The 21,787-nt window shown below is 52.6% G+C and carries 19 protein-coding genes and 1 tRNA gene; 9 read left to right on the forward strand and 11 right to left on the reverse strand.

Annotation, left to right across the window (positions count from 1 at the left end):
* Positions 1–21: 21 nt before the first annotated feature.
* Positions 22–393 (reverse strand): cupin domain-containing protein, encoded by a 372-nt coding sequence (locus tag IE065_RS14270; protein ID WP_189516275.1) that lies wholly within the window; start codon positions 391–393, stop codon positions 22–24.
* A gap of 132 nt (positions 394–525) precedes the next feature.
* On the opposite strand from IE065_RS14270, the gene IE065_RS14275 reads away from it, so the two are divergent.
* From IE065_RS14275 to IE065_RS14285, 3 genes are all read left to right on the forward strand, one after another.
* Positions 526–2,655, forward strand: coding sequence for an LptA/OstA family protein (locus IE065_RS14275; protein ID WP_189516277.1), 2,130 nt, complete (start codon positions 526–528; stop codon positions 2,653–2,655).
* Between the two features lie 84 nt (positions 2,656–2,739).
* Complete coding sequence (locus IE065_RS14280) at positions 2,740–3,201, forward strand: type II secretion system protein (protein ID WP_189516279.1); 462 nt, start codon at positions 2,740–2,742, stop codon at positions 3,199–3,201.
* Positions 3,202–3,252: 51 nt separating this feature from the next.
* Positions 3,253–4,167 (forward strand): segregation and condensation protein A, encoded by a 915-nt coding sequence (locus tag IE065_RS14285; RefSeq protein ID WP_229792127.1) that lies wholly within the window; start codon positions 3,253–3,255, stop codon positions 4,165–4,167.
* Positions 4,168–4,213: 46 nt separating this feature from the next.
* Here the strand turns inward: IE065_RS14285 and typA are convergent, their stop codons facing one another.
* Together typA and IE065_RS18315 are read right to left on the reverse strand one after the other, a co-directional pair.
* Complete coding sequence (gene typA / locus IE065_RS14290) at positions 4,214–6,055, reverse strand: translational GTPase TypA (RefSeq protein WP_189516281.1); 1,842 nt, start codon at positions 6,053–6,055, stop codon at positions 4,214–4,216.
* 51 nt (positions 6,056–6,106) lie between these two features.
* Positions 6,107–6,265 carry a YqaE/Pmp3 family membrane protein gene (locus IE065_RS18315; protein ID WP_189516283.1) on the reverse strand — a complete coding sequence of 53 codons (159 nt, stop codon included), beginning with the start codon at positions 6,263–6,265 and terminating at the stop codon, positions 6,107–6,109.
* A gap of 112 nt (positions 6,266–6,377) precedes the next feature.
* On the opposite strand from IE065_RS18315, the gene IE065_RS14300 reads away from it, so the two are divergent.
* Positions 6,378–6,453, forward strand: a tRNA-Phe gene (locus IE065_RS14300).
* Positions 6,454–6,722: 269 nt separating this feature from the next.
* On the opposite strand, the gene IE065_RS14305 is transcribed toward IE065_RS14300, so the two are convergent.
* The gene (locus IE065_RS14305; protein ID WP_189516285.1) at positions 6,723–7,706 is read right to left on the reverse strand and encodes a malate dehydrogenase; all 984 of its coding nucleotides are present in this window, start codon (positions 7,704–7,706) and stop codon (positions 6,723–6,725) included.
* A gap of 375 nt (positions 7,707–8,081) precedes the next feature.
* Here IE065_RS14305 and IE065_RS14310 point away from each other — a divergent pair, with 375 nt between their 5' ends.
* A complete protein-coding gene (locus IE065_RS14310) occupies positions 8,082–9,572 on the forward strand; it encodes a coiled-coil domain-containing protein (RefSeq protein WP_189516288.1) in 1,491 nt (496 codons plus the stop codon).
* A gap of 54 nt (positions 9,573–9,626) precedes the next feature.
* Here IE065_RS14310 and pyrH read toward each other — a convergent pair whose 3' ends face one another.
* The 5 genes from pyrH to IE065_RS14335 all read right to left on the reverse strand — a co-directional run bounded on the left by pyrH (position 9,627) and on the right by IE065_RS14335 (position 15,373).
* The gene (gene pyrH, locus IE065_RS14315; RefSeq protein WP_189516290.1) at positions 9,627–10,376 is read right to left on the reverse strand and encodes a UMP kinase; all 750 of its coding nucleotides are present in this window, start codon (positions 10,374–10,376) and stop codon (positions 9,627–9,629) included.
* A gap of 107 nt (positions 10,377–10,483) precedes the next feature.
* Complete coding sequence (locus tag IE065_RS14320) at positions 10,484–11,194, reverse strand: SOS response-associated peptidase (protein WP_189516292.1); 711 nt, start codon at positions 11,192–11,194, stop codon at positions 10,484–10,486.
* 306 nt (positions 11,195–11,500) lie between these two features.
* Positions 11,501–13,075 carry a hypothetical protein gene (locus tag IE065_RS14325; protein WP_189516294.1) on the reverse strand — a complete coding sequence of 525 codons (1,575 nt, stop codon included), beginning with the start codon at positions 13,073–13,075 and terminating at the stop codon, positions 11,501–11,503.
* A 72-nt stretch (positions 13,076–13,147) separates the two neighbouring features.
* Positions 13,148–14,401: a beta-ketoacyl-[acyl-carrier-protein] synthase family protein gene (locus IE065_RS14330; protein WP_189516296.1), complete on the reverse strand. Its 1,254-nt coding sequence runs from the start codon at positions 14,399–14,401 to the stop codon at positions 13,148–13,150.
* Between the two features lie 90 nt (positions 14,402–14,491).
* Positions 14,492–15,373, reverse strand: a complete 882-nt coding sequence (locus IE065_RS14335) for a phosphopantetheine-binding protein (RefSeq protein ID WP_189516298.1) — start codon at positions 15,371–15,373, stop codon at positions 14,492–14,494.
* 151 nt (positions 15,374–15,524) lie between these two features.
* Here IE065_RS14335 and IE065_RS14340 point away from each other — a divergent pair, with 151 nt between their 5' ends.
* From IE065_RS14340 to IE065_RS14350, 3 genes are all read left to right on the forward strand, one after another.
* A complete protein-coding gene (locus IE065_RS14340; protein ID WP_189516300.1) occupies positions 15,525–16,592 on the forward strand; it encodes an exosortase/archaeosortase family protein in 1,068 nt (355 codons plus the stop codon).
* A gap of 9 nt (positions 16,593–16,601) precedes the next feature.
* Positions 16,602–18,119 (forward strand): glycogen synthase, encoded by a 1,518-nt coding sequence (locus tag IE065_RS14345; RefSeq protein WP_189516302.1) that lies wholly within the window; start codon positions 16,602–16,604, stop codon positions 18,117–18,119.
* A 186-nt stretch (positions 18,120–18,305) separates the two neighbouring features.
* A complete protein-coding gene (locus IE065_RS14350; RefSeq protein ID WP_189516304.1) occupies positions 18,306–18,986 on the forward strand; it encodes a hypothetical protein in 681 nt (226 codons plus the stop codon).
* 95 nt (positions 18,987–19,081) lie between these two features.
* On the opposite strand, the gene IE065_RS14355 is transcribed toward IE065_RS14350, so the two are convergent.
* Together IE065_RS14355 and IE065_RS14360 are read right to left on the reverse strand one after the other, a co-directional pair.
* Positions 19,082–19,990, reverse strand: a complete 909-nt coding sequence (locus IE065_RS14355) for a DNA polymerase III subunit gamma/tau (protein WP_189516306.1) — start codon at positions 19,988–19,990, stop codon at positions 19,082–19,084.
* Positions 19,991–20,043: 53 nt separating this feature from the next.
* On the reverse strand, positions 20,044–20,283 hold the full coding sequence (locus IE065_RS14360) for a hypothetical protein (RefSeq protein ID WP_189516307.1): 240 nt from the start codon (positions 20,281–20,283) through the stop codon (positions 20,044–20,046).
* A gap of 201 nt (positions 20,284–20,484) precedes the next feature.
* On the opposite strand from IE065_RS14360, the gene nusA reads away from it, so the two are divergent.
* Positions 20,485–21,729 carry a transcription termination factor NusA gene (nusA, locus tag IE065_RS14365; RefSeq protein WP_189516309.1) on the forward strand — a complete coding sequence of 415 codons (1,245 nt, stop codon included), beginning with the start codon at positions 20,485–20,487 and terminating at the stop codon, positions 21,727–21,729.
* The last annotated feature ends 58 nt before the right edge of the window (positions 21,730–21,787 follow it).

Genomic DNA, 21,787 nt, shown 5'->3' on the forward strand with positions numbered 1-21,787 from the left:
GCGATTGAGTTGGCCTGAGAGCTACTCTGATCCAATCTCAGTAAGGTGTTCTTCGCTCGACGATGTTTGCCACCAGACGGCTAGCCAAACGGTGGCTTGGGCAGGGGCGGTCCAGTCGACGCGGTGCCGTTGGTGGGCGGGGATGAAGCAATGATCGCCGGGGCATAGTTCGAGCTTTCGTGGTCCGTCGGTCTCGATAATTTCTAAGCGAGCAGCACCAGAGAGGAGTAATACCCACTCGTTTTCAGTCTGATCGTACCAGGTGTCGGGGGGGGAGTCTTGGCCAGTGGAAATGATTCGCTCGATACGGATGCCATCTGCGCAGACGAGGTCTTGCATTAGCTCTTGGGGGAGGTCGGTCGGCAGATCAGACAGTAGATTTTGACAGTTCACGGGTGCTAACGAAGTCCTTTGACCATGAAGTTGCAACAATTGCCTTGTGAAACGCGCTGCGCGTGCCCTATTTTGCCCCGCGTGCTGCATATACTGAGAGGGAAAAGCCCCCTGCTGTTGGGCGTGTTATTAATGAGCGGACTCTGGGCGCAATTGCCCGAGGTCGGCGTTGAGCTACCCCAATTGGAATCTGACGAGCAAGAATTTGACGCGGACACGAATTCCCTCGTGGCCAAAGGTAATGCCGAGCTCAGCCACGGGAATATTTTGCTCAAAAGCGACGAGATCGTGTTTGAGCAAGATAGTAACACACTTAAGGCTCACAGTCAGGTGCAATTGACGCAGGAGGCCTTCCGCATCCTCAGCGACGATGCTAAGTACGATTACTTCCACCAGAGCTTTGAGGCAGGCAATTTTCGACTAGGACGTCAGCCGGTTTTTCTCGAAGGAAAGCACATCCAGGGGAACAACGACGAGATTGAGGTGCAGGACGGCACTATCTATTTTCAGGAGCCTGATGCATATGCCTTTAATATTCACGCTGATCAGTATTTAGTGAAGAATTCCGAGACGCTGGTAGTGGACGGTGCGACGTTCCGTATTGGCTCGTTTCCTTTTTTCTACCTGCCTCATTTCGAGCAGAGCTTGGAGGATGATGCGCCAATCTCGTACAAAGGTGATGCGGGTTTTCAGAACAATCTGGGTGGCTTTGTGCAAAATCAGGTGTTGGTCAGGCTTTATCCAGAAGTGAAGCTCGGTGCGAATCTGGACGGTTACACGAAACGAGGCTTCCTCGGTGGTCCGGTTGGCGAGTATAATTGGTCTTGGGATGAGGGGCCAAATTACATGGCGGGCTCGATTGACACTGGTTTTATCTATGATTTGGGGTCCGTCAGCGATCGGGGGCTCAACTCTCTGGGGCAGCAGATCGGGCCGAATCGTAATTTCATTGAATGGCGTCATCTCGGTGAAATCGACGGCAAGATTGATCTTGTCAGTTCTTTAAGCTGGTGGAGTGATTCTGAGGTGACGCGGGATTTTCGCCCAGGTCTTTTCTATGATAATCAAGTGCCGGACAGTTTCGCGTCTGCCTCGTTCAGAGGGGACATTTATGTGTTTTCTGCGTTTCTGCGCTATGAGCCGAACGACTGGGAGCTTGTGGCTCAGCGGCTGCCCGAAGTCAGCTTTAACCTCCAGCCCTCGGAAATTTTCGAAACAGGGGTTTACCAGCGCTTTTCAGCGGATTTTGTGCTGCTTAAAGAAAAATCACCGACCGGTCTCTTTAAAGAAGCGGAGTCGAATCGCCTCAATGTGTATTATGGTTGGTCCCGCCCCACAAAAATTACTGATTGGATGACTGCGACGCCGGTCGTTGGCGGTATGGTTACCAACTATTGGGACGCCTACTACCGAGACGGTCCCTATACACGCGTGCTTGGCGAAGTAGGCATGGACTTGGAGCTGCTCGCAACGGGTGTTTGGGATGTGAAGGACGAGTTTTGGGACATTGACGGTCTACGCCACATCTTCCGTCCAGTGGTGCAATATCGCTACATTCCGGCGGCTCAATCGGGTAACACCATCATTCCTCCGATTGATGTAAGGGCACCGTTCCAGACATACATGGAACCTATCGGGCTAGCGAATAAGCGTAACATCGACGATCTCTATGCAGAGAACACACTGCGGTACGGGATCGAAAACACCCTGCAGACCCGAGCCAAGGGCTATGGCTCTTATGATATGGCGGAGTTCAATATCTACCATGAGTTACATTTCGACGAACGCCCAGACGAGTTAATCATCAATCCACCGTACCGTCCATTCTATCGGAAGGGACAGCGATTCGCTTCGGATATTTTTACGGAGTTTACGGTGCGTCCAGCCTACTGGCTGAGCGGATCCGTGTTTGTCCGCGTTGACCCGAATACGCCGACAATCAGTGAGGTTAGCTCCCGCACTCGGATTGTTGACGGCGAGGAATGGTCCATTTATTGCGGTAACAACTTGGTGCGTGATGTGCCCGGCGCGAACATCAACCAGTACATCGTGGGGGGGGACTATCGGATCAATGAACGTAATTTCCTGCGGGCTGAATGGCGTATCGATGCTGAGCTGGGCGAACTTGTGGAGCAGTATTACAGCTGGCAAACACGCTTCGCTAATTCTTGGGACATCGAATTGCAGCTTGGGTATCTTCAAGGCGCGACACGAGAAGATGGGATTCAGGCCAAAGTCCGTGTTCGTTTGCTGACGTTTTAGTTTTTGGTTCCCAGTAGGGAAATAGGCTCGACATCTCTACGGGTTTTACCTTAGATTGGTAAAATACTCGTTTAGATGACAGCCATGAAGACTATACACCATTATCCGCGCCGCGGTTTTACGCTTTTAGAAATCATGGTGGTGGTGATTATCATTGGCGTGATGCTGGCAATGGCGATTCCTGGCTTCAAAGCTGTGCGTGAGCGCACTCGGGTATCTGCGTTTTTAAATGACTTTCGTGCGGTGAAAGAAGCAATTAACCGCTATAATCTTGCTGAAGGGGTCTATCCGATCGGTACTGGCAGTGGGCCGCCCGCTGATTTTTTTGAGTATATTCGTGCTGACGTCATTACCTCTACAACAGTCATTGGTGGAAATTGGTCGGTTGATGCGAGTAGCTACACGTTTGCCATTGGTGTCGATGGATACGAAGTCGACGATGAGCTCCTTACGCAGATCGACAGTGGCGTGGATGATGGCAACTTGACCACTGGAAATATGATTAAGACCGGTGGCTCTCAGTTCATGTATATCATTGAGGAATAAGCGTGTTGCTTTCCCATTGATCTCAGGACGGGTTTTCGCTCCACTTGCCGCGTGTCCGACATTAGCGCCCAAGTTCAAGATGACGCCCTAGCCCCGAATCAGGAATTATCCATACGCCTGCCTGCATTTGAGGGGCCTCTGGACCTGCTCCTGTTCCTGATTCGCAAGAACGAAATCGATATCTACGATATCCCGATTGAGCGGGTGACCCGACAATACCTTGACGTGCTGCATTCCATGGAGCAGCTCAACCTGGAGGTTGCGGGAGATTTCTTCGTGATGGCGGCGACGCTTATGTATATCAAGAGTCGGATGCTTCTGCCCACCAATGAACAGGTGAAGCAGGCGGCTGAAGAAGAGGAGGAGTCCGATCCTCGCTGGGAACTCGTCCAGCAGCTCTTGGAGTATAAGAAGTTCAAGGAGGCCGCTTACCAACTGCAGGACCTTGTGGAGACCCAACAGGACCTAATACCACGCATCTATCGCGAGTCTTCGGATCAGAAGGAGGCACGTCCGCTCAAGCCTACGGACAAAATCGAAATCTGGAACGGCTTCAATATGGTCCTTCGTCGTTTGGCAGAGGGCATGCGTAGCGGGGAAATCAATGATGAGCAGGTTTCGGTGGCGGACCGCATGGAATACATTTTGGAGATACTGGAAACACGTGATGACTTCCATTTCACCGAGTTATTTGAGGACAAGGCCTATGGCATGAATTTGCTGGTCTCTACTTTTTTGGCCGTGTTGGAGTTATCCCGCCTGAAAAAGCTCTTCGTGATTCAGGACGATACCTACGGCGACATCCGTTGCGAAAAGCGCATCATGACTCCAGAGGATGCTGAGGTCTTTGAGGAAGATGAGCCGGAAGAACCAGAGATTACCAATGCAGTGGCCACTGAAACTTCAGCAGTGGACGAATCAGTCGAAAAAAAATCAGCCGACGAAGATTTCTCGGATGAGAAATAGCTTCGGCGGCTGAATTGAAAACTTATCGTAGACGGCGCTACGTCGGTTAAGCGTTCTTTGCGCGCTTTGTAATGCGGCGGCGCTCTTCGGAATCGAGGATGCGCTTGCGTAAACGTAGGAACTTCGGAGTGGCTTCAACTAGCTCATCGGCAGCGATGTATTCGATCGCGCGCTCAAGTGAGAACTTGATCGGTGGTGCGAGCTGGACGTTGTCATCTTTACCCGCAGAGCGCATGTTATCGAGCTGCTTGGCTTTGCAAGGATTGACTGGTAGGTCTTCCTTGCGTGGGCATTCGCCGATGATCTGACCGTTATAGACATCTTCACCTGGTGCTACGAACAACTTGCCACGTGCTTGGATGAGGTTCAGCGAGAAGCCCATGCTCTTGCCCGTTGCGACCGAGCACAAGGTCCCCGTGTTGCGGGTGGTGATTTCACCGCCCTTGGGACGATATTCCAGGAACATGTGTGAGCATACGCCATGGCCGCTGGTCAGCGTTACTAAATCGCTCTCGAAGCCAATCAATCCACGGGTGGAAATGCTTGCCTCGATGGTGACGCCGGCATGGTGGTGTTCCATGTTGGTAATCTGAGCCTTTCGGTTGGAAAGGTTTTCCATGACCGAACCCAGCATGTCTTCGGGCACTTCAACCCAGACTTGCTCAAATGGCTCACAGGTAGTGCCATCGATTTCCTTATAGAGAACAGTAGGTCGGGACACCATGACTTCATAGCCTTCACGGCGCATAGTTTCCACAAGCACTGCAATCTGCATGGCACCGCGGGCATTGACCAAGAAACGGGTGCCATCGCTGGTGTCAGCGACTTTGATCGAAATATTGGACTTCGTTTCGTGGATGAGGCGTTCGCGGACTTGGCGTGATGTGACCTTCTTGCCGTCCTTGCCAGCCAGAGGACCGTCGTTGACATGGAATTCCATCTGCACGGTGGCTGGATCGATCTCCATGAAGGGAAGGGCTTCAGACTCTTTGTCGGCTGCAAGCGTATCGCCAATATCAATTTCGTCAAAGCCCGCGATGCCGACGATGTCGCCAGCACTGGTTTCATCAACAGGCATTACGCCCAATCCGGTGAAACGAATCAGCTTTGTGATTTTTACCCGCTCGACCTTGCCGTCCTTGCGCAGGGCGAAGATGGTGTCACCACTGGCGACCTTGCCTGAAAGGATACGGCCAATCGCGAGGCGACCCACAAAGTCATCCCAATCAATGTTGGATACCAACATGCGGAATTCACCGGCTTCGACGGTGGGGGGGGGGACATGCTCAACGATCGCCTCGAAGAGGGCGTCCATGTTTTCGCGAGGGCCATTGGCTTCACGATCCGCCCAGCCGTTTTTGGCAGAGGCGTAAAGGAAAGGGGCGTTGAATTGGTCTTCGGAGGCCTCAAGGTCGAGGAACAGCTCCAGCACCTTGTCGTGGACCCAGTCTGGGCGGGCGGTGTCACGGTCGACCTTATTAATGACGCACACGGTCTTGAGGCCATGGCCAAGGGCTTTGCGGAGCACCCAGCGGGTCTGTGCCTGCGGGCCGCCCACGGCGTCTGTTAGCAGGAGCACGCCGTCCACCATTTTCATCACGCGCTCCACTTCAGCACCAAAGTCAGCGTGGCCAGGGGTGTCGACGATATTGATTGTATAGCCTTTCCACTGGATGGCAGTGTTTTTGGCTTTGATCGTAATGCCCTTTTCACGTTCGAGGTCCATGCTGTCCATGGCACGGACTTGAACTTCCTGGTTATCCCGATAGGTTCCGGATTGTTGCAGCAAGCAGTCCACCAAGGTGGTCTTCCCGTGGTCAACGTGGGCAATAATTGCAATGTTGCGGATCTTCTCCGCAGTGCGAATGGGTTCGGCTAGCGCGCTCATAAGAAATTAAAAAGCGCGGACGCTGACAAAGTTTTTCCTAATAAGCGAGGCTCATTTTTGATTTAACACCCAAAATGCGTGAATTACGCCTCCGATCCAAAAAAAGAAACAGCAGATAATGTTGATGAGTAGGTCCAGACCGACTCCCTTTTTAATGGCCACTGCCACAGGCGGAAGAAAAATGCATAGTAGAATTTCAACAAGGCTCATGCACTCAAAATAGCACGCAAGAGACCAATGTCTACCCCTACTATAAAAATTAATTTTAAAATTCGCCTTGACCACACTTCACGAAGTGCAATTATCCCCGTTTTTCCAGATTGGCCAGATAGCTCAGTTGGTAGAGCAGAGGACTGAAAATCCTTGTGTCCCCAGTTCGATTCTGGGTCTGGCCACCATTTATAAATCCCGCTAAGTCAAAAACTTAGCGGGATTTTTAATGAGTGAATCAGAGTCTATGAAAGCCGCGTGTACTTTGTGTTGAAGATTCCAGCGTTTAGCCCATTCATGATAATTAGGCAGTTAGTGTCTTTTTCAGGCAAACTTGATCTTCTTAGGGGATGACTCGTTCTCGTTAACTCTTGCCCGGAGCGGATATGGAGCCGAGTCACAAAAAAGCCCGGCGCTAATGGCCGGGCTTTGACAATGCGTGGTGTGAAAACGGAGCTTACAGGGCCGCAAGAGCCATTTCTCGCTCGTCGAGGAGCTCTTGGTTGGACTTGGCGATCTGTTCCTTGGCGTAGTCGGTGAGCTGGACGCCCTTGACCACTTCCCACTTCTCGCCGTCACTCTTGATCGGTAGCGAAGTGATGATACCTTCTGGCACGCCATATTCGCCGCTGGAGAGCACGCAGACGCTGTGGAATTCGCTAGGGGCGGTTTTGGTAGTCAAGCTGACGACGGTGTCAACTACGGCGTTTGCAGCGGATGCGGCCGATGACGCGCCACGAGCAGCGATGATCTCAGCGCCACGCTTGCCAACCTTGGGGACGAATGTGTCCTTGAGCCATGTTTCGTCGCCAATGACGTCCAACGCGGGCTTGCCACTGATCTTGGCGTTGTAGAAATCCGGGAACATGGTCGGTGAGTGGTTGCCCCACACGCAGAGGTTGGCGATGTCTTTGACTGGCACGCTAGCCTTTTGAGCGAGTTGGGTCTTGGCGCGATTTTCGTCCAGACGCGTCATTGCAAACCAGCGCTCAGCAGGGATTTTTGGCGCGTGCTTCTGAGCGATGAGGCAATTGGTATTGCAGGGGTTACCTACAACGAGGATGCGGACGTCGGCTGCTGCGTTATCATTGATTGCTTTGCCTTGGCCAACGAAGATTTTGCCATTGATCCCAAGTAGGTCGGCGCGCTCCATGCCTTGCTTACGTGGCACTGAGCCAACGAGTAGCGCCCAGTTGACGTCTTTGAAGCCGACGTTCAGATCACTGGTCTGGACGATCTCAGTGAGCAGCGGGAAAGCGCAGTCGTCCAGTTCCATGGCGACGCCGCGGAGGGCGTTCATGCCGGGTTCAATTTCAATGAGGTTCAGCGCAACGGGCTGATCAGGGCCAAACATTTGGCCTGAAGCGATGCGGAACAGTAGGGCGTAGCCGATGTTGCCGGCTGCACCAGTGATGGCGACACGGATGGGTTTCTTGCTCATGCTTTGATTGCGATAAGGGTTTGTTTTATACAGGACGTAAGCGCTCATGGCCGGGGGGACTTGTTGAGAGATTTTGGACGAATATGAGAGATTTCTTTCGCATTTGTCAACTGCCCTCCGACTTGAAGTTCTGATTAATGCTGCTTATTGCTGAGGGGGCAAAGCAGAATCGCTGATGTTTGGCGGTTTATTAGGCTGCCTGTCATGGCGTGCAAGCGATTGTTCTAGCAAATGAACTACGGCTTGATTAATCACTCTGGTGGATTTTTATCGGAGCCATGGCAGACGCCTGCTCCACCGGTGGTGCAACGAGCTTGTGGCGGAACCCATTCGGCGGTTGCCTTGTCGCAAGCAAATCTGCCAGATTAAATTCCTATGAACCGTTCCCTCTTACTCGTCATATGCGACTTCCTGCTGCTCAGCTTGCTGGCGCTGGCGCGCTTTGATGAGCCGGCGGATCAGGCACCTGAGGCCGAACAGGCTATTGAGCAGGATGCCCAGGCTAATCAGGACCTTATTGACGTGCTCAAAATGTCGCTGGACGCCGAGCAGGAGAATCGCGCTGATCTGTCCACCGAACTTAAGGAGACACAGGAGGAACTGGAGGCGCGCGCCAAGGCTTTGGCCGAGCGCGAAGCGAAGCTTGAAGAAAGTCAGCAAAATGCCGAACAGCTTGCGGCCGAAAAAGCGCGTCTGGAGGAGCAACGCGCCACGCTTGCACTTGCCAATGAAGCCGCTGAAGCGGAACGTGCCCGTCTGGCTGAACAATCCGAGGCTGCTCGCCAGAAATTGGCCGAGGCCGAACGTGATCGAATTGAGCTGGCCAAGTCATTGGCCGAGGTCAAAGAAACCGCTGCGACGTCCACCGAGCGACTCCGAGCCATTCAAAGTGAACTTGAGGCTAAGGCCGCCGCGGTTGAGAAGTTGGATGAGGAGCGCCAGCGATTGGCCAGTGAGGTGAAAACTGCTGAGTTAGAAAAACAGACGCTGTCGACACAGTTGGAAGTTAGCCGAACAGAAGCCCGCACCGCCGCTGAGAGACTGGAAGTCGCGCAGCGCGATATAGAGATTACTCGGCGGGAAAAAGCCAGTATGCAGCAGACTACCCAAACGCTCGCGGAGGGGGTTGGTGCCTTGGCTGAGTCCACAGACCAGATTCGTGAAGAGGTTAAGCGTGCCCAGCCATTGTCCCTGAACACCATTTTCGATCGCTATCAGAAGAACAAGGTTCGTATCACCTTCGATGCAAAGGAGTCCGGGGTCTTCGGATCTTCGACCGAGCAATACAGCTTGGACACGGTCCTTGTGCGAGATGGGGCGAGCGTTTACGCACTTATCCCCGCCAGCAAAACGCCGTTTCGGAAAAGCGGCTTGCTGGGTGTCACTGGAATTATTCGTTTTGGCAGTCGGGCGGGGCGGTTTGATTCAGTCGGTTCGCTTTCAGCGGATCCGCGCATCCTTGCGTTACGTTTGTCAGAGAGCTTTCCAGCGAACTGGGGTGTAACGGCCTTCAATCTCGCCAAAGAACCACTTAAATATCCGCAGGCAATTTTAGTCAACGATCAGGGGAAATATGGGGAAGTCGGCTTTAAAATCGTCCCGGCGCACCCTGAATACCTCGACATGGATTCGTCGATTTTCAATGAGTTGTTTGGCGAGTTCTCCCCCCGCGAGGGTGATTTAGTGTTTTCGCAAACAGGTGATCTGATCGGTATGATGGTCAATGGGCAGTTCGCCGTGATTGCTCCCTCGGCCAACCTCTCTGCCAAACTTTCATTGGGAGATAGTTTCTCCGCTGCGCTCGTTAAGGCCTACCAGCAGCGGGTTCAAGCCAATGCCCAGTTGTTGCCGCCAGACCTTCGGTGAGCGAGGCATGCGAACAAAAAGATTCGCATCAACGGATGAATTCATCGCTGCCGATTAGCAGACCAAGGTCCCAATAGTCTCACCCATGACAGCACGACGAATGCTGTCGGACTCATTCATGTCGAAGACGATGATCGGCATCTCATTGTCGAGGCAAAGCGAGAATGCGGTGGAGTCCATGACGGCGTATTGATTTTTCAATGCGTCGATGAAAGTGATCTGATCAAATTTCTTTGCGCCAGAGTTTTTTACGGGATCAGCATCGTAGATACCGTCAACCTTTGTTGCCTTCATGATGACGTCGGCACCGATCTCACTAGCGCGTAGGGCAGCGGTGGTGTCCGTGGAAAAATACGGATTGCCGGTGCCAGCAACGAAAATCACGACACGGCCTTTTTCCAAGTGGCGAATCGCGCGGCGCAAGATGAAGGGCTCGGCTACTTCCTCAATGTGTAGTGCACTTTGAACGCGGACGGGGACGCCGTTTTTCTCCAGGCAATCCATTAAAGCTAGGCCGTTAATCATTGTGGCCATCATGCCCATGAAGTCGCCTGTCGTGCGGTCAACTTTCTGACTGCTGGCCGCGCCTAACTTGCCGCGGAAAATATTACCCCCACCAACAACCAAGCAAATCTGAACACCGAGGTCGTGGACTTTTTTGATTTCCAAGGCGATACGTTGCAAGATTTCTCCGCTAATCGTGTCGCCCGCAGTGCGGTCGCCCAAGGCTTCGCCACTGAGCTTCAGGACGATGCGTTTGTATTTCGGTTGGTTTTTAGAGTTAGCGGTAGTTTCTTCAGCCATAGCAGGAGATGTTTAAGGCGTAAACTAGCCGCGCCGTCAAATATTTTGGCGTGAATCTCATTTGTTGCCTCGACTAATGACTGACTAAGGGTGCATTACTACTGCAATTAAAAACCGAACCCAAGTTGGTTGGGGGGGGAGGGTGGCTCAACGGTTGGCATGATGCACTCTGGCATATCATTACGCACGCTGTTGACCAGTGGGGTGACGGGCTTGCGGATGAAGAAGTCTTCTGGAGCTGGCCGGAGTAGGTCCGCTAACTTGGCAGGTTGTTGTACCTTCGGGTCGAGCCAGCGGTCGTATTGACTCTCTGGGATGATCACTGGCATACGCTTGTGGATGGGGGTCATGAAGTCGTTTGCAGCAGTCGTGAGGATCGTGGCAGACTCGATTTCCGAGCCGTCGGGGGAGCCCCAATGATCAAATAATCCTGCGAAATAGAAGGGCTCGTGGTCCGGTCGGCGGATGTAGTAAGGTTGCTTCTGCCCTCCAATGGCCTTCCATTCATAGAAACCGTCGGCTGGAATGAGGCAACGATGGTGGCGCATTGGGCCACGGAAAGCGGGTTTAACCGCAGCGGTCTCTGAACGCGCATTAAGCAGTTGGTGTGCAATCGATGGCTCTTTGGCCCAAAAGGGTACCAGGCCCCAACTGAAGATCGCGAGCTCGCGATTTCCGCTGTTTTCATTGGCCCGGACGGCTGCGATGGGCTGCGTCGGGGCAATGTTGTAGCGCGCCTTCATTCGGGCGACTTGTTGGAGTTTTACGAGGCTGCCCAGAGCGGCTTTAATTTGGAACAAGGTGTATCGACAGCACATGGCGAAGGGGGGGGCACTGTTTTATAGAGCGAGATGACCTTGATGAAGAGTAGCCTGTCACTTGCAATAATCAAATTCTCATTCGAGATGGGCCATTGCTTGCTATGGGATTTATCGTTTTATGCGTTTTTTTTATTGTTAAACTATTGCGTATAAGCTACTTAAGTAATTTTATTGAACTTGGTTGGATGACGTGACTGCCTGAAGATTTGAGTTTGTGTAATGTCCGGTTGCCAATCGATGGTGGGAAATATTATGAAATAAAGGCTCTTTAATGAGGTCATGACCTCGGGGTTAGAGTGATCACTATTCGTAATGCAGGATCGCCAAGTCGTGTAGTCTGCGAACCAGTTTTAAATGCGCCCCCAGTCCATTACCAACCTTTGGGTGCCCGTTGAAGAGGCTGTCGCCGATGGGGATAATGGGAACTCCCTCGTAACGTTCGAGCTTTTTGCCGATTGTGCGCAAACGTGGTTCATAGAGAAACGGCGGTTCCACGCCCCACGAGCCCCACTCAGGCGAAAGCGATCGTATGTAGCGCACTAATTCGTAAATGCGTAGGTCCAGGTGGAGGCGCTTGAAGGTGGTTTTGCCAAAGGTTTTTGCGAAGGTGCTGGGGCGTGGTAAGCTTTCCGCCAATGCCCAGTAAGCCTCTTTAGTTAGGTTGATCAGTAATAATAGTTCGTTGATATCACTATGTAATTTACCCTCCCAAAGGTAGAATAAGCGATCCCGATTCCGTGGCGTAATCCATTTGAGCAACGGGTTGTAGAGCTCGACTGGGATTCCCGTCATTTTGAACATCGCAAGTTTCACTGGCCCGCCGTTCCATTGAGGGATGTGCCAATCGCCTTCACGGTTTGCGATGATTGCTTTATCGCGGCAGGCGTCGATACGCCGTATGCCCATTGGCGCAAGCTGCTCCACGGTGGAGTATGGCCGTATGGGCACGGCGAGTGACGCAGTCGTTGGCTGTTCTCGGACTTTGTTTGCCTCTCCTAAATTCAAACGTCCACCGCTAGCGTCAATATACAGATGTGGCTTTTGCTCAGCGAGCACATCCAATGGAGCCATTTCTTCAAACCAGAAAATCACCCCCTGTTGGTGGCAAGAGGACAAGAGAATCGTTTCCCAGACGCCGATCGTTGCCCCGACATATGCTTGATTACCCCAGCCTCGAAAAAGCTGTCGCACCACTGGCTCATATAGATCAGCAAGCATGTTATTGGAGATTTGGGTTAGCCATCGCCGCTTATAAGGGGCACGAAGTCCCGGTCGCTGCACGCGTGTATCCGTTACGAGTATATTAATCTGATGGCCAAAGCTGCGCTTGAGGGAGTTTGCCAAGGCAAGGCCGACGGGACCGGCACCAAAAATGACTATTTTCAAGCCATCACCTTGCAAACGCTTGATGAGCCGATGCCTAGTGTTTTTCCGAGACAGGCCAAAACTGTCGACGAGATGACCGCCGTTAGTTAATTCGGAGTGCCGTAGAGCTGCTCGCCAGCGTTTTTCGATGTTAGGATTCTTTAGTAATTCATCCAATGAGAATGGCTTGCCGACGGTATGGCTTCTGCTTTTAGGAATCCGTTCGCGAGGAAAACGCTGAATCGACGTATCCAGAAAACGCTGGTCGACCGAGACGGCGTAGTTCCAGCCGTGCCCAGCTGTTTCTAGCTGACTCGGAACCAACCCTAGGTAACTTTGCTCCATACGTCGCGCAAACGCGGTTAGCTTCGGCGAAGGAGTGATGGCTATCGTTTTCCGGAGTAATTCACGGGTCACGAAGTCCGCAGGGAATCGGCGCAAAGAATCATAAAGGAGGCGCTTGTCTTCAGCCAACTGTCCTTGGCGAATCCTTACTTTCGCCATTTTGCTCATTGGGGAAAGTGGAGCGCAGTGGTGTGCCTGTCCTGACACATGATGTGATGATTGTCTTGGCGGAGTCTGTGATCAGTCCATTGCTCGCATCACCAATGTCACGTTTGCTCCGCCGAAGCCGCTGCTGTTTTTCAGAGCAATTTTCGGTGCGGAGGTGTGAGTTTCGGTGAGAATATTGACGCCTTCAGTCTTGGGGTCGAGCGTCGTGATGTTTGCTGAGCCGGGCGTAAAGTTTTCGTGCATGCCAATGGCGGTGAAACCGGCTTCCATCACACTGGCGAGGGAAAGCCCATGGCCCGTGAGCGCCTTGGTGCTGCTGACGAAGGGGCGATGCTCAGGGAAGGCCTTGCGGAGTGCCTGGATTTCCGAGAGGTCGCCAATTTGCGTCGAGGTGGCGTGAGCATTGATGTATTCCACCTGCTCAGGGTTTACCTTGGAGGCATTCATGGCTCGCGTCATTGCTTCGGCTAGGCCGTGGCCTTCGGGGTGGGAAATTGCCACGTTGTAGCCATCTGAGGCCTGCCCCCAGCCGAGAAGCTCGGCGTAAATCTTGGCCCCGCGCGCCTTAGCGGCGTCGAGGTTTTCCAAGACCATTACTGCGCCGCCACCAGTACCAACAAAGCCATTGCGATTTTTATCGAACGGACGCGATGCAGCAGCGGGGTCCTTACTGGGCGAGAGCGCCCGCATGCCTGCGAAAGGCAAAATAGCTTCACGGTTGCCGTCTTCAGCACCGACAACGAACATTCGTTGTTGGCGGCCCAAGGCAATCTCGTCGAACGCATATCCCAAGGCGTGCCCTGAAGATGCGCAGGCAGATGCAAAGCCGCCCGAGGCACCCATTATCTTAAAGCTCGCTACAAGATTAAACGAGAGCGAACCGACGACCGAGGACACCACCGCCATTGGCGAAACTCGACCAACGCCGAGGTTGTTCATGCGCTCAATGTTGAAGTGCACGCCACGAGGTGAACCAGCAGATGCCGTGAAAAGTCCAGTTTCGCGCGAGGACACTTCGTGCTCGTCTAGCCCAGAGTCGGCAATCGCTTGGACGAGCGCACAGTGAGCATAGAGCACATGTGGAGACATGCTGCGCAAGTGCTCGCGACGGATTTTGTAGTCGCTCGGGTAAGTCCAGTCCTCGACATCCATGGATGTGGTATCGAAACCCTTGAGAGTTCCCAGCACACTGATGGGGTCTTTATCCGTGAGGTTTGTGCTCAGCGCGATGCCGTGTTTAAGCTCCCGCAGACTGTCCGTAACGGCAGTGCGGTCATTTCCTATACTGGTGACGAATCCCAGTCCGGTGATAGCGACTCTTGGCATGGTCACGCACTATGGACAGTGAATCCTGTCCTGACAATGGCGGTTTTGTAGGCAAACACAGATGGAAATATCAGGATGCTCAACGTATTATTATTCCGCGGTAGGAGCATCCGGCGCAGCGGATACGGTTCCTTCGACATAGTCGAACTTGAGCGAAATTTCTTCGGCAAAGACTGCTTTTTCGGAATCCACAGTGATTTTGCCGGTAAAAGCAGCGCCGGGATGGCGGATTTTCTTCGCGGTCACGCTCATACTGAGGGTGTCGCCTGGTTTGCAGACTCGTGAGCAGCGGACGCCGTCACACGCGGTAAAGAGGATTTTGCTGGCGTCCACTTTGCCTGCTAAAGATTTGTCATCAGAAGCGAGTAAGTAAAGCACCGCAAGCTGGCCGAGTGCTTCGAGCATGATCGAAGCGGGGAAAACCGGGTTGTCTTTGAAATGGCCTTTGAGGAAAGCTTCTTCGCCGGAAATCTTGTAGCTGCCGGTGATTTCGTCTCCACGGATCGCTGCTTGCTGAACAAACAGGAATGGGTCGGCATGTGGCATGATGTCCGGGATTTCCATCGAATCGATGTTCTTCGCGGGCTCGGGGATAGCTTCACCAGTTAGTTTGCAGGCGACGAAGGTCTTGATTTCCGCAATGGTGCGGAGACCAGCTAGATCTTCGTTATCAATGGTGATTTCCAAAGACTCCTCTACCATCATCACGATATCCACCATGGTTAGTGAGTCGATGCCGAGGTCATCCATGACACGAAGGTCATCAGCACCGGGCTCTTTAAGGCGCGGGCGGACATCGGGTTCGCAGAAGCGCTCGATGATACCAATGATGACTGTGGGAGCCTTGGAGATGTCGCCTTGATTACGAAACGCAATGGCTGCCTCGAGAGTTTCGGGGGAGCAGCGTTTTAGCGAATCGCGCAGAACTTCTTCTTGTTCTGGCGTAAGCGGGTTGTTCGGTATGGAACTCATAAGCCTTTTTGATAAAGTGGGTGTGACTTGCTTTTGTAAATGCTAATTTTTTTTATGATCCTTCTTGGGTCTTGTCGGTCAAAAAGTGCAGTGCGATTTGCTATTGCGCTCGGCTTGGGGGAGTCTTTTCCTCATCCTCTTTGTTTCCAACGTGTCTTCTGAAACCAAAACCTCCAGCCAACATAGTAAATTTCTAGCCGACCTTAACCGGTTTGATCCGCTCACCCGGTTCATCGCAGGCTTAGTTATTTTCATGGCAGGCCTCTTGATTTTCGACCAATATTTCTATTGGTCGACGATTCCCGACTATAGTTTTGGCTACTTGGTGCCTATGTTCGCGGCATATGTCATCTATGATCGCTGGCCGAATATCTTCCGTTATTTAATTGGAGAAGGGGAGATGCCTCGCGGTAAATCTGGTTCATTGCTGGAATCGCTGTTTAATGTGCTTTTTTGGTTGGGGCTGTTTGGCTCACTGATGGTGTTCTTTATGGGCTCGTTGATTCGGGCTGGGCAAGGACCATCTAACCAAGGCAGCTTGGCTTTGGCAATGGGCTTCGGCGGCATCGTCATCGGCTTCGCCTATTTGTGCAGTGAGCGGGACACCGTGGGTCGTGAATACGATCTGAAGCAACGCCTCACTTTCACGCTCTGGTTCCTTTTTCCGGCGCTCGTATGGCTTATTTCGGCCCCTATGGTTATGTATTTGGACTCCACGGTGAAGCTTTACTTGCTGGAGTGGGTCACGGTTATTGTTTACCATGTCTATGATTTCCTCGGATTTTCCTTGGTGCGAGAGGGGAACGTATTGCTCATGCCTAAGGGTAGGGTAGGCGTAGCTGATGCGTGTTCGGGCATCCGCTCGCTGACGGGTTGCATTTTCGCGGGCACGTTTCTCGCGGCTGTGTTTTTGGACCGATTTTGGAAAAAAGCGCTTTTGTTCGTTACAGCCTGTGTTTTGGCATTCGTAATGAATATTTTCCGTAGTCTTTTTCTGACTGGCTGGGCTTATCACTACGGCGCAGGGGCGATTGACGATGAAGTCCCGATCATTGGCATGTCTGTTCATGACATTGCGGGCTTCTCCGTATTGGGGCTGACTGTCCTTTTCCTGCTCGCTCTACTACCGCTATTTACGTTAACCTTTGCCGAAGACGACGAGGATGACAATGGCGATGACGGTACGCTCCCGAATGCCGAGCCAGCACACCATTCTTGATCTTTTTTTATGGAGAAACGCCGGCTGAAAATTCTTCAAGTCGCGCCCGAGCTGGCGCCTTACGCTAAAGTTGGAGGGCTAGCTGATGTTGCTGGTGCCATCACGAAAGAGATGAGCCGTGCTGGCCACGATGTGAAGGCGCTTTGCCCGAAATACGGCATGCTCGACCCCATCAAGGAGGGTTGGGAGGCGCTACCTACCACTTTTGGTGTGCACCTAGGGGGGGGGAGAACTGAATATACGCAGCTCTGGAGGACGATTTACCCACAGTCCACTGCTGAGGTCTATTTTATCGAGTTCAACCGCTACTATGGGGGGGGGGTCTATGAAGGGGGCAGCGATAATGCCGAACGCTTTACCTTCCTTTGTCGAGCGGCGATTGATTTTTGCCATGCGTTTGACTGGTGGCCTGATGTCATTCATTGCCACGACTGGGGTGTTGGGCTGCTCCCAGTCTATCTCAACACCACTGAACGCCAAACGCCGCTGCACCGCGCTGCTAGCGTGTTTACGATCCACAATTTACAGCATCAAGGCCGGGCTGGGCGTGAGTTGCTTGACTACGCCGGTCTGCCGCAGTCGCTTTTTACACCAGATAATCTCGAGCATGGTGGTGCGGTCAATATGATGAAGGCGGCGCTTTACCATTCGACCAAGCTGACCACGGTAAGTCCGCACTATGCCCAGGAAATACAAGGGCCAGCCTATGGCTGCGGTCTTGACAGCGTACTGCGCTTCCGTTCGGCAGACCTTATTGGCATTCTCAATGGTATTGATACCGATGCTTGGAATCCAACGACTGATCCGCATATTCCGGTACACTTTTCGGCGCAAAAGCCTGCGGGCAAAGCGGTTTGCAAGGCCGAGCTACAAACAGCCTTTGGTCTGGAGCAACGGCCTGAAGTCCCGATTTTTTCGGCAATTGCGCGCCTCTACGATCAGAAGGGCCTCGATACGTTTGCGGAGATTATTCCTGGCCTGATGAACGACATGGACCTGCAAGTCGTCGTCCTCGGCTCGGGTGATACTGCTCTGGAGCGCTGGTTTAATGAGTTGGCGGAGCGTTTTCCGAAGCGCGTCGGTGTTTACATTGGTTATAACAACCCGCGTTCTCATTTGATCGAGGCGGGTAGCGACTTTTTTGTCATGCCGAGCCGCTTCGAGCCTTGTGGTCTCAACCAGATGTATTCCATGGCGTATGGCACGTTGCCGATCGTCCGTGAGACTGGTGGCCTCGTTGACAGCGTCCAGCAATATGTTTCAGATCGTGGCGAAGGTACCGGCTTCCGTTTTCATGAATCGAGTGCCCACGCCCTTTACTATACGATTGGTTGGGCGAACGCCGTTTGGTGGGATCAGCCTGAGGAAATCCGCAATTTGCGATTTAATGCGATGAGCCAGGATCTCGGCTGGGAGCAGTCTGCCGCCCGTTACGAGGAGGTATTCGAATGGGCGGTGCAAAGCCGTCTCCGCGGCCTCGGTCTGTCATCTGGCCTCACTCTGACGCCTTGGAAGAACCCTGTTTAGGGGGGGGCAGTGACATCGAATTTGCGGGGAAAGGCACTGAGTCAATCGATCAATTTAGCGATTTTAGTTGCGCAAAATAGCACATCTCTCTATTAACTCATGAGAAGTGTATGAATGGCAATTGACTTAGTCAATGTGGGTTGTTATGTTGCCTCCATCGTTTTACTACCCTTTATTAGAACTACCATGAAACATACTTTATTCTCAGCCTCACTCATCTCATTTATTTCAGTCAGTGCTGCATCGGCGGCGACGGTGCTCATTGACACTGGGAGCATTAACTTTGAAACGACAGGGAACTGGAACAATGTAGCCACTAACACTGGCAAATCCGCTTTAGATAAAGATATACTCGACCTCATTGATGATACCGGCAGCGCGACTGGCTTTAGCCTGAACAGCCTTTCTAGCGCAGTCGGTGCGAACGAGGCGGGGCCGATCTCAACTACAACCGGATATCCAGCATCCGCGACTCGAGACACTTTTTACATTGAGGGCTCTGAATCGGTCACGTTTACATTCTCCAATCTCGACGCCGGTACAATCTACGATTTCACCTTTTATGCTGGCCGTGACGGCTCCGGTGCGGCCCGCATCGCCAACTATGAGGTCATTGGAGGCAACAAGACGGACAATGCACAGCTAAATGCCCTAGCCAACGTTAACAACACAGTCTCGCTAGCGGGCTTCACCTCTGATCTGTCGAACGAGATTACGATCAATTTCACACGTGCAAGTGGTATCTATGCTTATGTTGGTGTCATCCAGATGGATACTACAGCCATTCCCGAGCCATCCCATTACGCGTTGGCTGTCGGTGGCCTCGGCCTACTGGCGATGCTCCGTCGGTGCCAGAAACGCAGTTAACTCTTTTAGCCGAGCTTCATGCTCAAAAATTGCGCCGTGATTCAGTAATTACGGCGTTTTTTATGCTTGGGAGCATTGTAGCTATCAATAATCGCTCAGCTTCTGGCCCAGACGCGGAGGCTGGACAGTAAAAAATATTCGAGTGCAGCGGGTTCTTGGAAATTAACTTCGAGCAGGCCGGCGGACTTTTCCAAGAGCTGGACAGCGCGGTCAAGTCGGCGTCCTGAGGTGGCAAGGTCGTCGGATTGGAGGGCGGCATTGCGTGTCTGCTCCTCGATCTCGGCGAACATGCGGCCGCGCAGGCTTTTCATGTAGCCAGTTTCCATGGCAACGATTTGCTCGTCGGTCATGGTTTCGGGGAGCGTCTTTTTAAATTCTTTCCAGGCGGCGCTGGCGAGGGCGTCTTTGATTCCGACAAAGCGCGTTATAAGCCCGTAAGCGCCAAGGATGAGTTCGGGGGCGGAACTGCGGTTAGCTCCGCGAGAGGCTAGCTCGAGCAGGGTGCCGTAGTCGGAGAGCCACTCCCGCCACTCAGGGGAGGGGATGCGATCCTGTTCAGCGGGGAAATTAACGAGCAGGCAACGGCTTCGGATGGTGGCCAGAAGGTCGTAAGGCCGCGTTGTGAGTAGGAAAATGGTGGTGTCAGCAGGCGGCTCTTCCAGTGTTTTCAGGAAGGCGTTGGCTGCCTGGAGCTGGAGGCGGTCTGCTTCGTAAATTACGGCAACCTTGCGCCCGCCTTGGTTGGCGGTTTGCTGGATGTTGCGGTTGACGGCGCGAATCTCGTCTACGCCGATACGCCGCATTTTATTGGCGGGTCGGACGGAGAAAAAATCTGGGTGTGTCGCGGCGTCCTTAGCTCCCAAGAGGCGTTTGGCGAGTGCTCGACAACTTTCGTCAAGTGTTTCGAGGCTGGCACCTTGAAACAGCAAAGCATGCGCCAAGCGTCCTTGGGCAAAGGCTTCCTCCAATACGTGGAGGGATTTGGATTCGGCGGCGTCAGTCACGGGAAACAGGGAAATGAATCCCGTGAAAGTCGCCAACGAAAATCGTGTGAAAATTAGTATTGGCCGATGATTTCCTCGCGCCGGGTGTTGTATTCAGCTTCGGTCATGCCCCCTGACTTATATTTATCATCAAGTTGTTGCATCGCGAAAACTTTCTTTTCGGCTGGTGATTGATGGAAAGTTTCGCTGACGGTCTCGTTGGCTGGCAATATCCCCTTTTCGGAGGAATTTGTTTTGCAACCAGTGACAATTAGAAGGCCTGCGAAGGCGGATATTATGAGTAGCAATTTCATATGTATTGTCTGTGTGTGTTGAATGACTGCGTCATTATGCTACAACTTTGATTGATCAGCAAGTGTTATTTCTAGTACACAGAGGTTGCCAGAGGTCTTGACAAGGTGCGCCAGTCCTTCTTTATTACTCGATTTCACAACTATCAGTCCAACGATAGGTGGGTTTCGACCCACTTTTTTTATTTTTAAAAACCCACACCGATGAGCAACGAAATCCTGTCAGTCCTCGAATACATGGAGAAGGAAAAAGGGATCAGTCGTGAAGACATGATCCAGACCATTTCCTCGGCTATTCGCAATGCCGCCCAAAAAGGCGTCAATGCTGGCCAGGAACTCAAGGTTGAAATCAACCCTAAGAACGGCGCATTGAAGGCTTGGGCTGAGCTTGCAGTGGTCGATTCCGTGAGCGATCCAGCGTGTGAGATCCATATTGAGAAAGCGACCCTATATAAAGAGGATGCCGTCATTGGAGACATTGTTTTCCGTGAGGTTGATCCCGCTTTCCTCGGACGTATTGCTGCGCAGACCGCCCGTCAGGCGATCATGCAGCGCATTCGTCAGTTTGAGAAGGAACGTATTTTTGACGACTATAAGGACCAAGTGGGCGACATCGTCTCGGGCATTGTGCGCCGTCGCGAGCGTGGTGATTTGATTGTCGACCTCGGTAAGGCCGAAGCCATTTTGCCCCCACGTGAGCGTGTGCCGGGTGAAGATTACGCTCCGGGCGAGCGCATTCGCTGCCTATTGCTGAAGATTGACACGACTCCCCGTGGGCCAGAGTTGGTCCTCAGTCGCGCATCCTTGAATTTTGTCCGTCGCCTGTTTGAGTTGGAAGTCACGGAAATTGCCGATGGTACCGTCTCGCTGGAAGGCATGGCGCGTGAGCCCGGCTACCGCTCAAAGATCGCTGTCCAGAGCAAAGACCCGAAGGTAGATCCCGTTGGTGCCTGTGTGGGCGCTCGTGGTGCACGGGTCAAGAGCATCGTCCGTGAGCTCGGTGGTGAAAAGATCGACATTATCAAGTATGATGCCAATCCGATCGCTCTGCTTGAAGAAGCGATCAAGCCTGCCATTCCACGTAACATCCGTATGGATGAAGAACACCGCCGAATTTATTTCGAGGTGGACGAAGAAGACCTTTCGATTGCCATTGGCCGTCGTGGCCAGAACGCCAAACTCACTTCCAAGCTGTTGGGTTGGCGGTTGGACATCGGCAAGCTCAAGGTGCAAGAACAGGGCTTTGACGAAAAACGCCAAGAAGCTATTCTGACTCTCGCCGAGCGCACCGGACTAGCCGTCCCACGCGCCGCAGTGCTGGTCGACCACGGCCTCAACAACATCGAAGCTTTTGTTGGCGTCGATGCTGAAGATTTGGTCGACATGGGCCTGAACGAGGAAGAAGCTGGCAAGGTCATCGCTAAGGTGGCTGAATCCATGGCCGGATAAGACTTTTCGAACTACTCGCGAATTTATTTTTTAACTGAAGACCAGCAGAGACCCAACG

This window comes from Cerasicoccus arenae (genome assembly GCF_014651635.1).
GTDB lineage: Bacteria > Verrucomicrobiota > Verrucomicrobiia > Opitutales > Cerasicoccaceae > Cerasicoccus > Cerasicoccus arenae.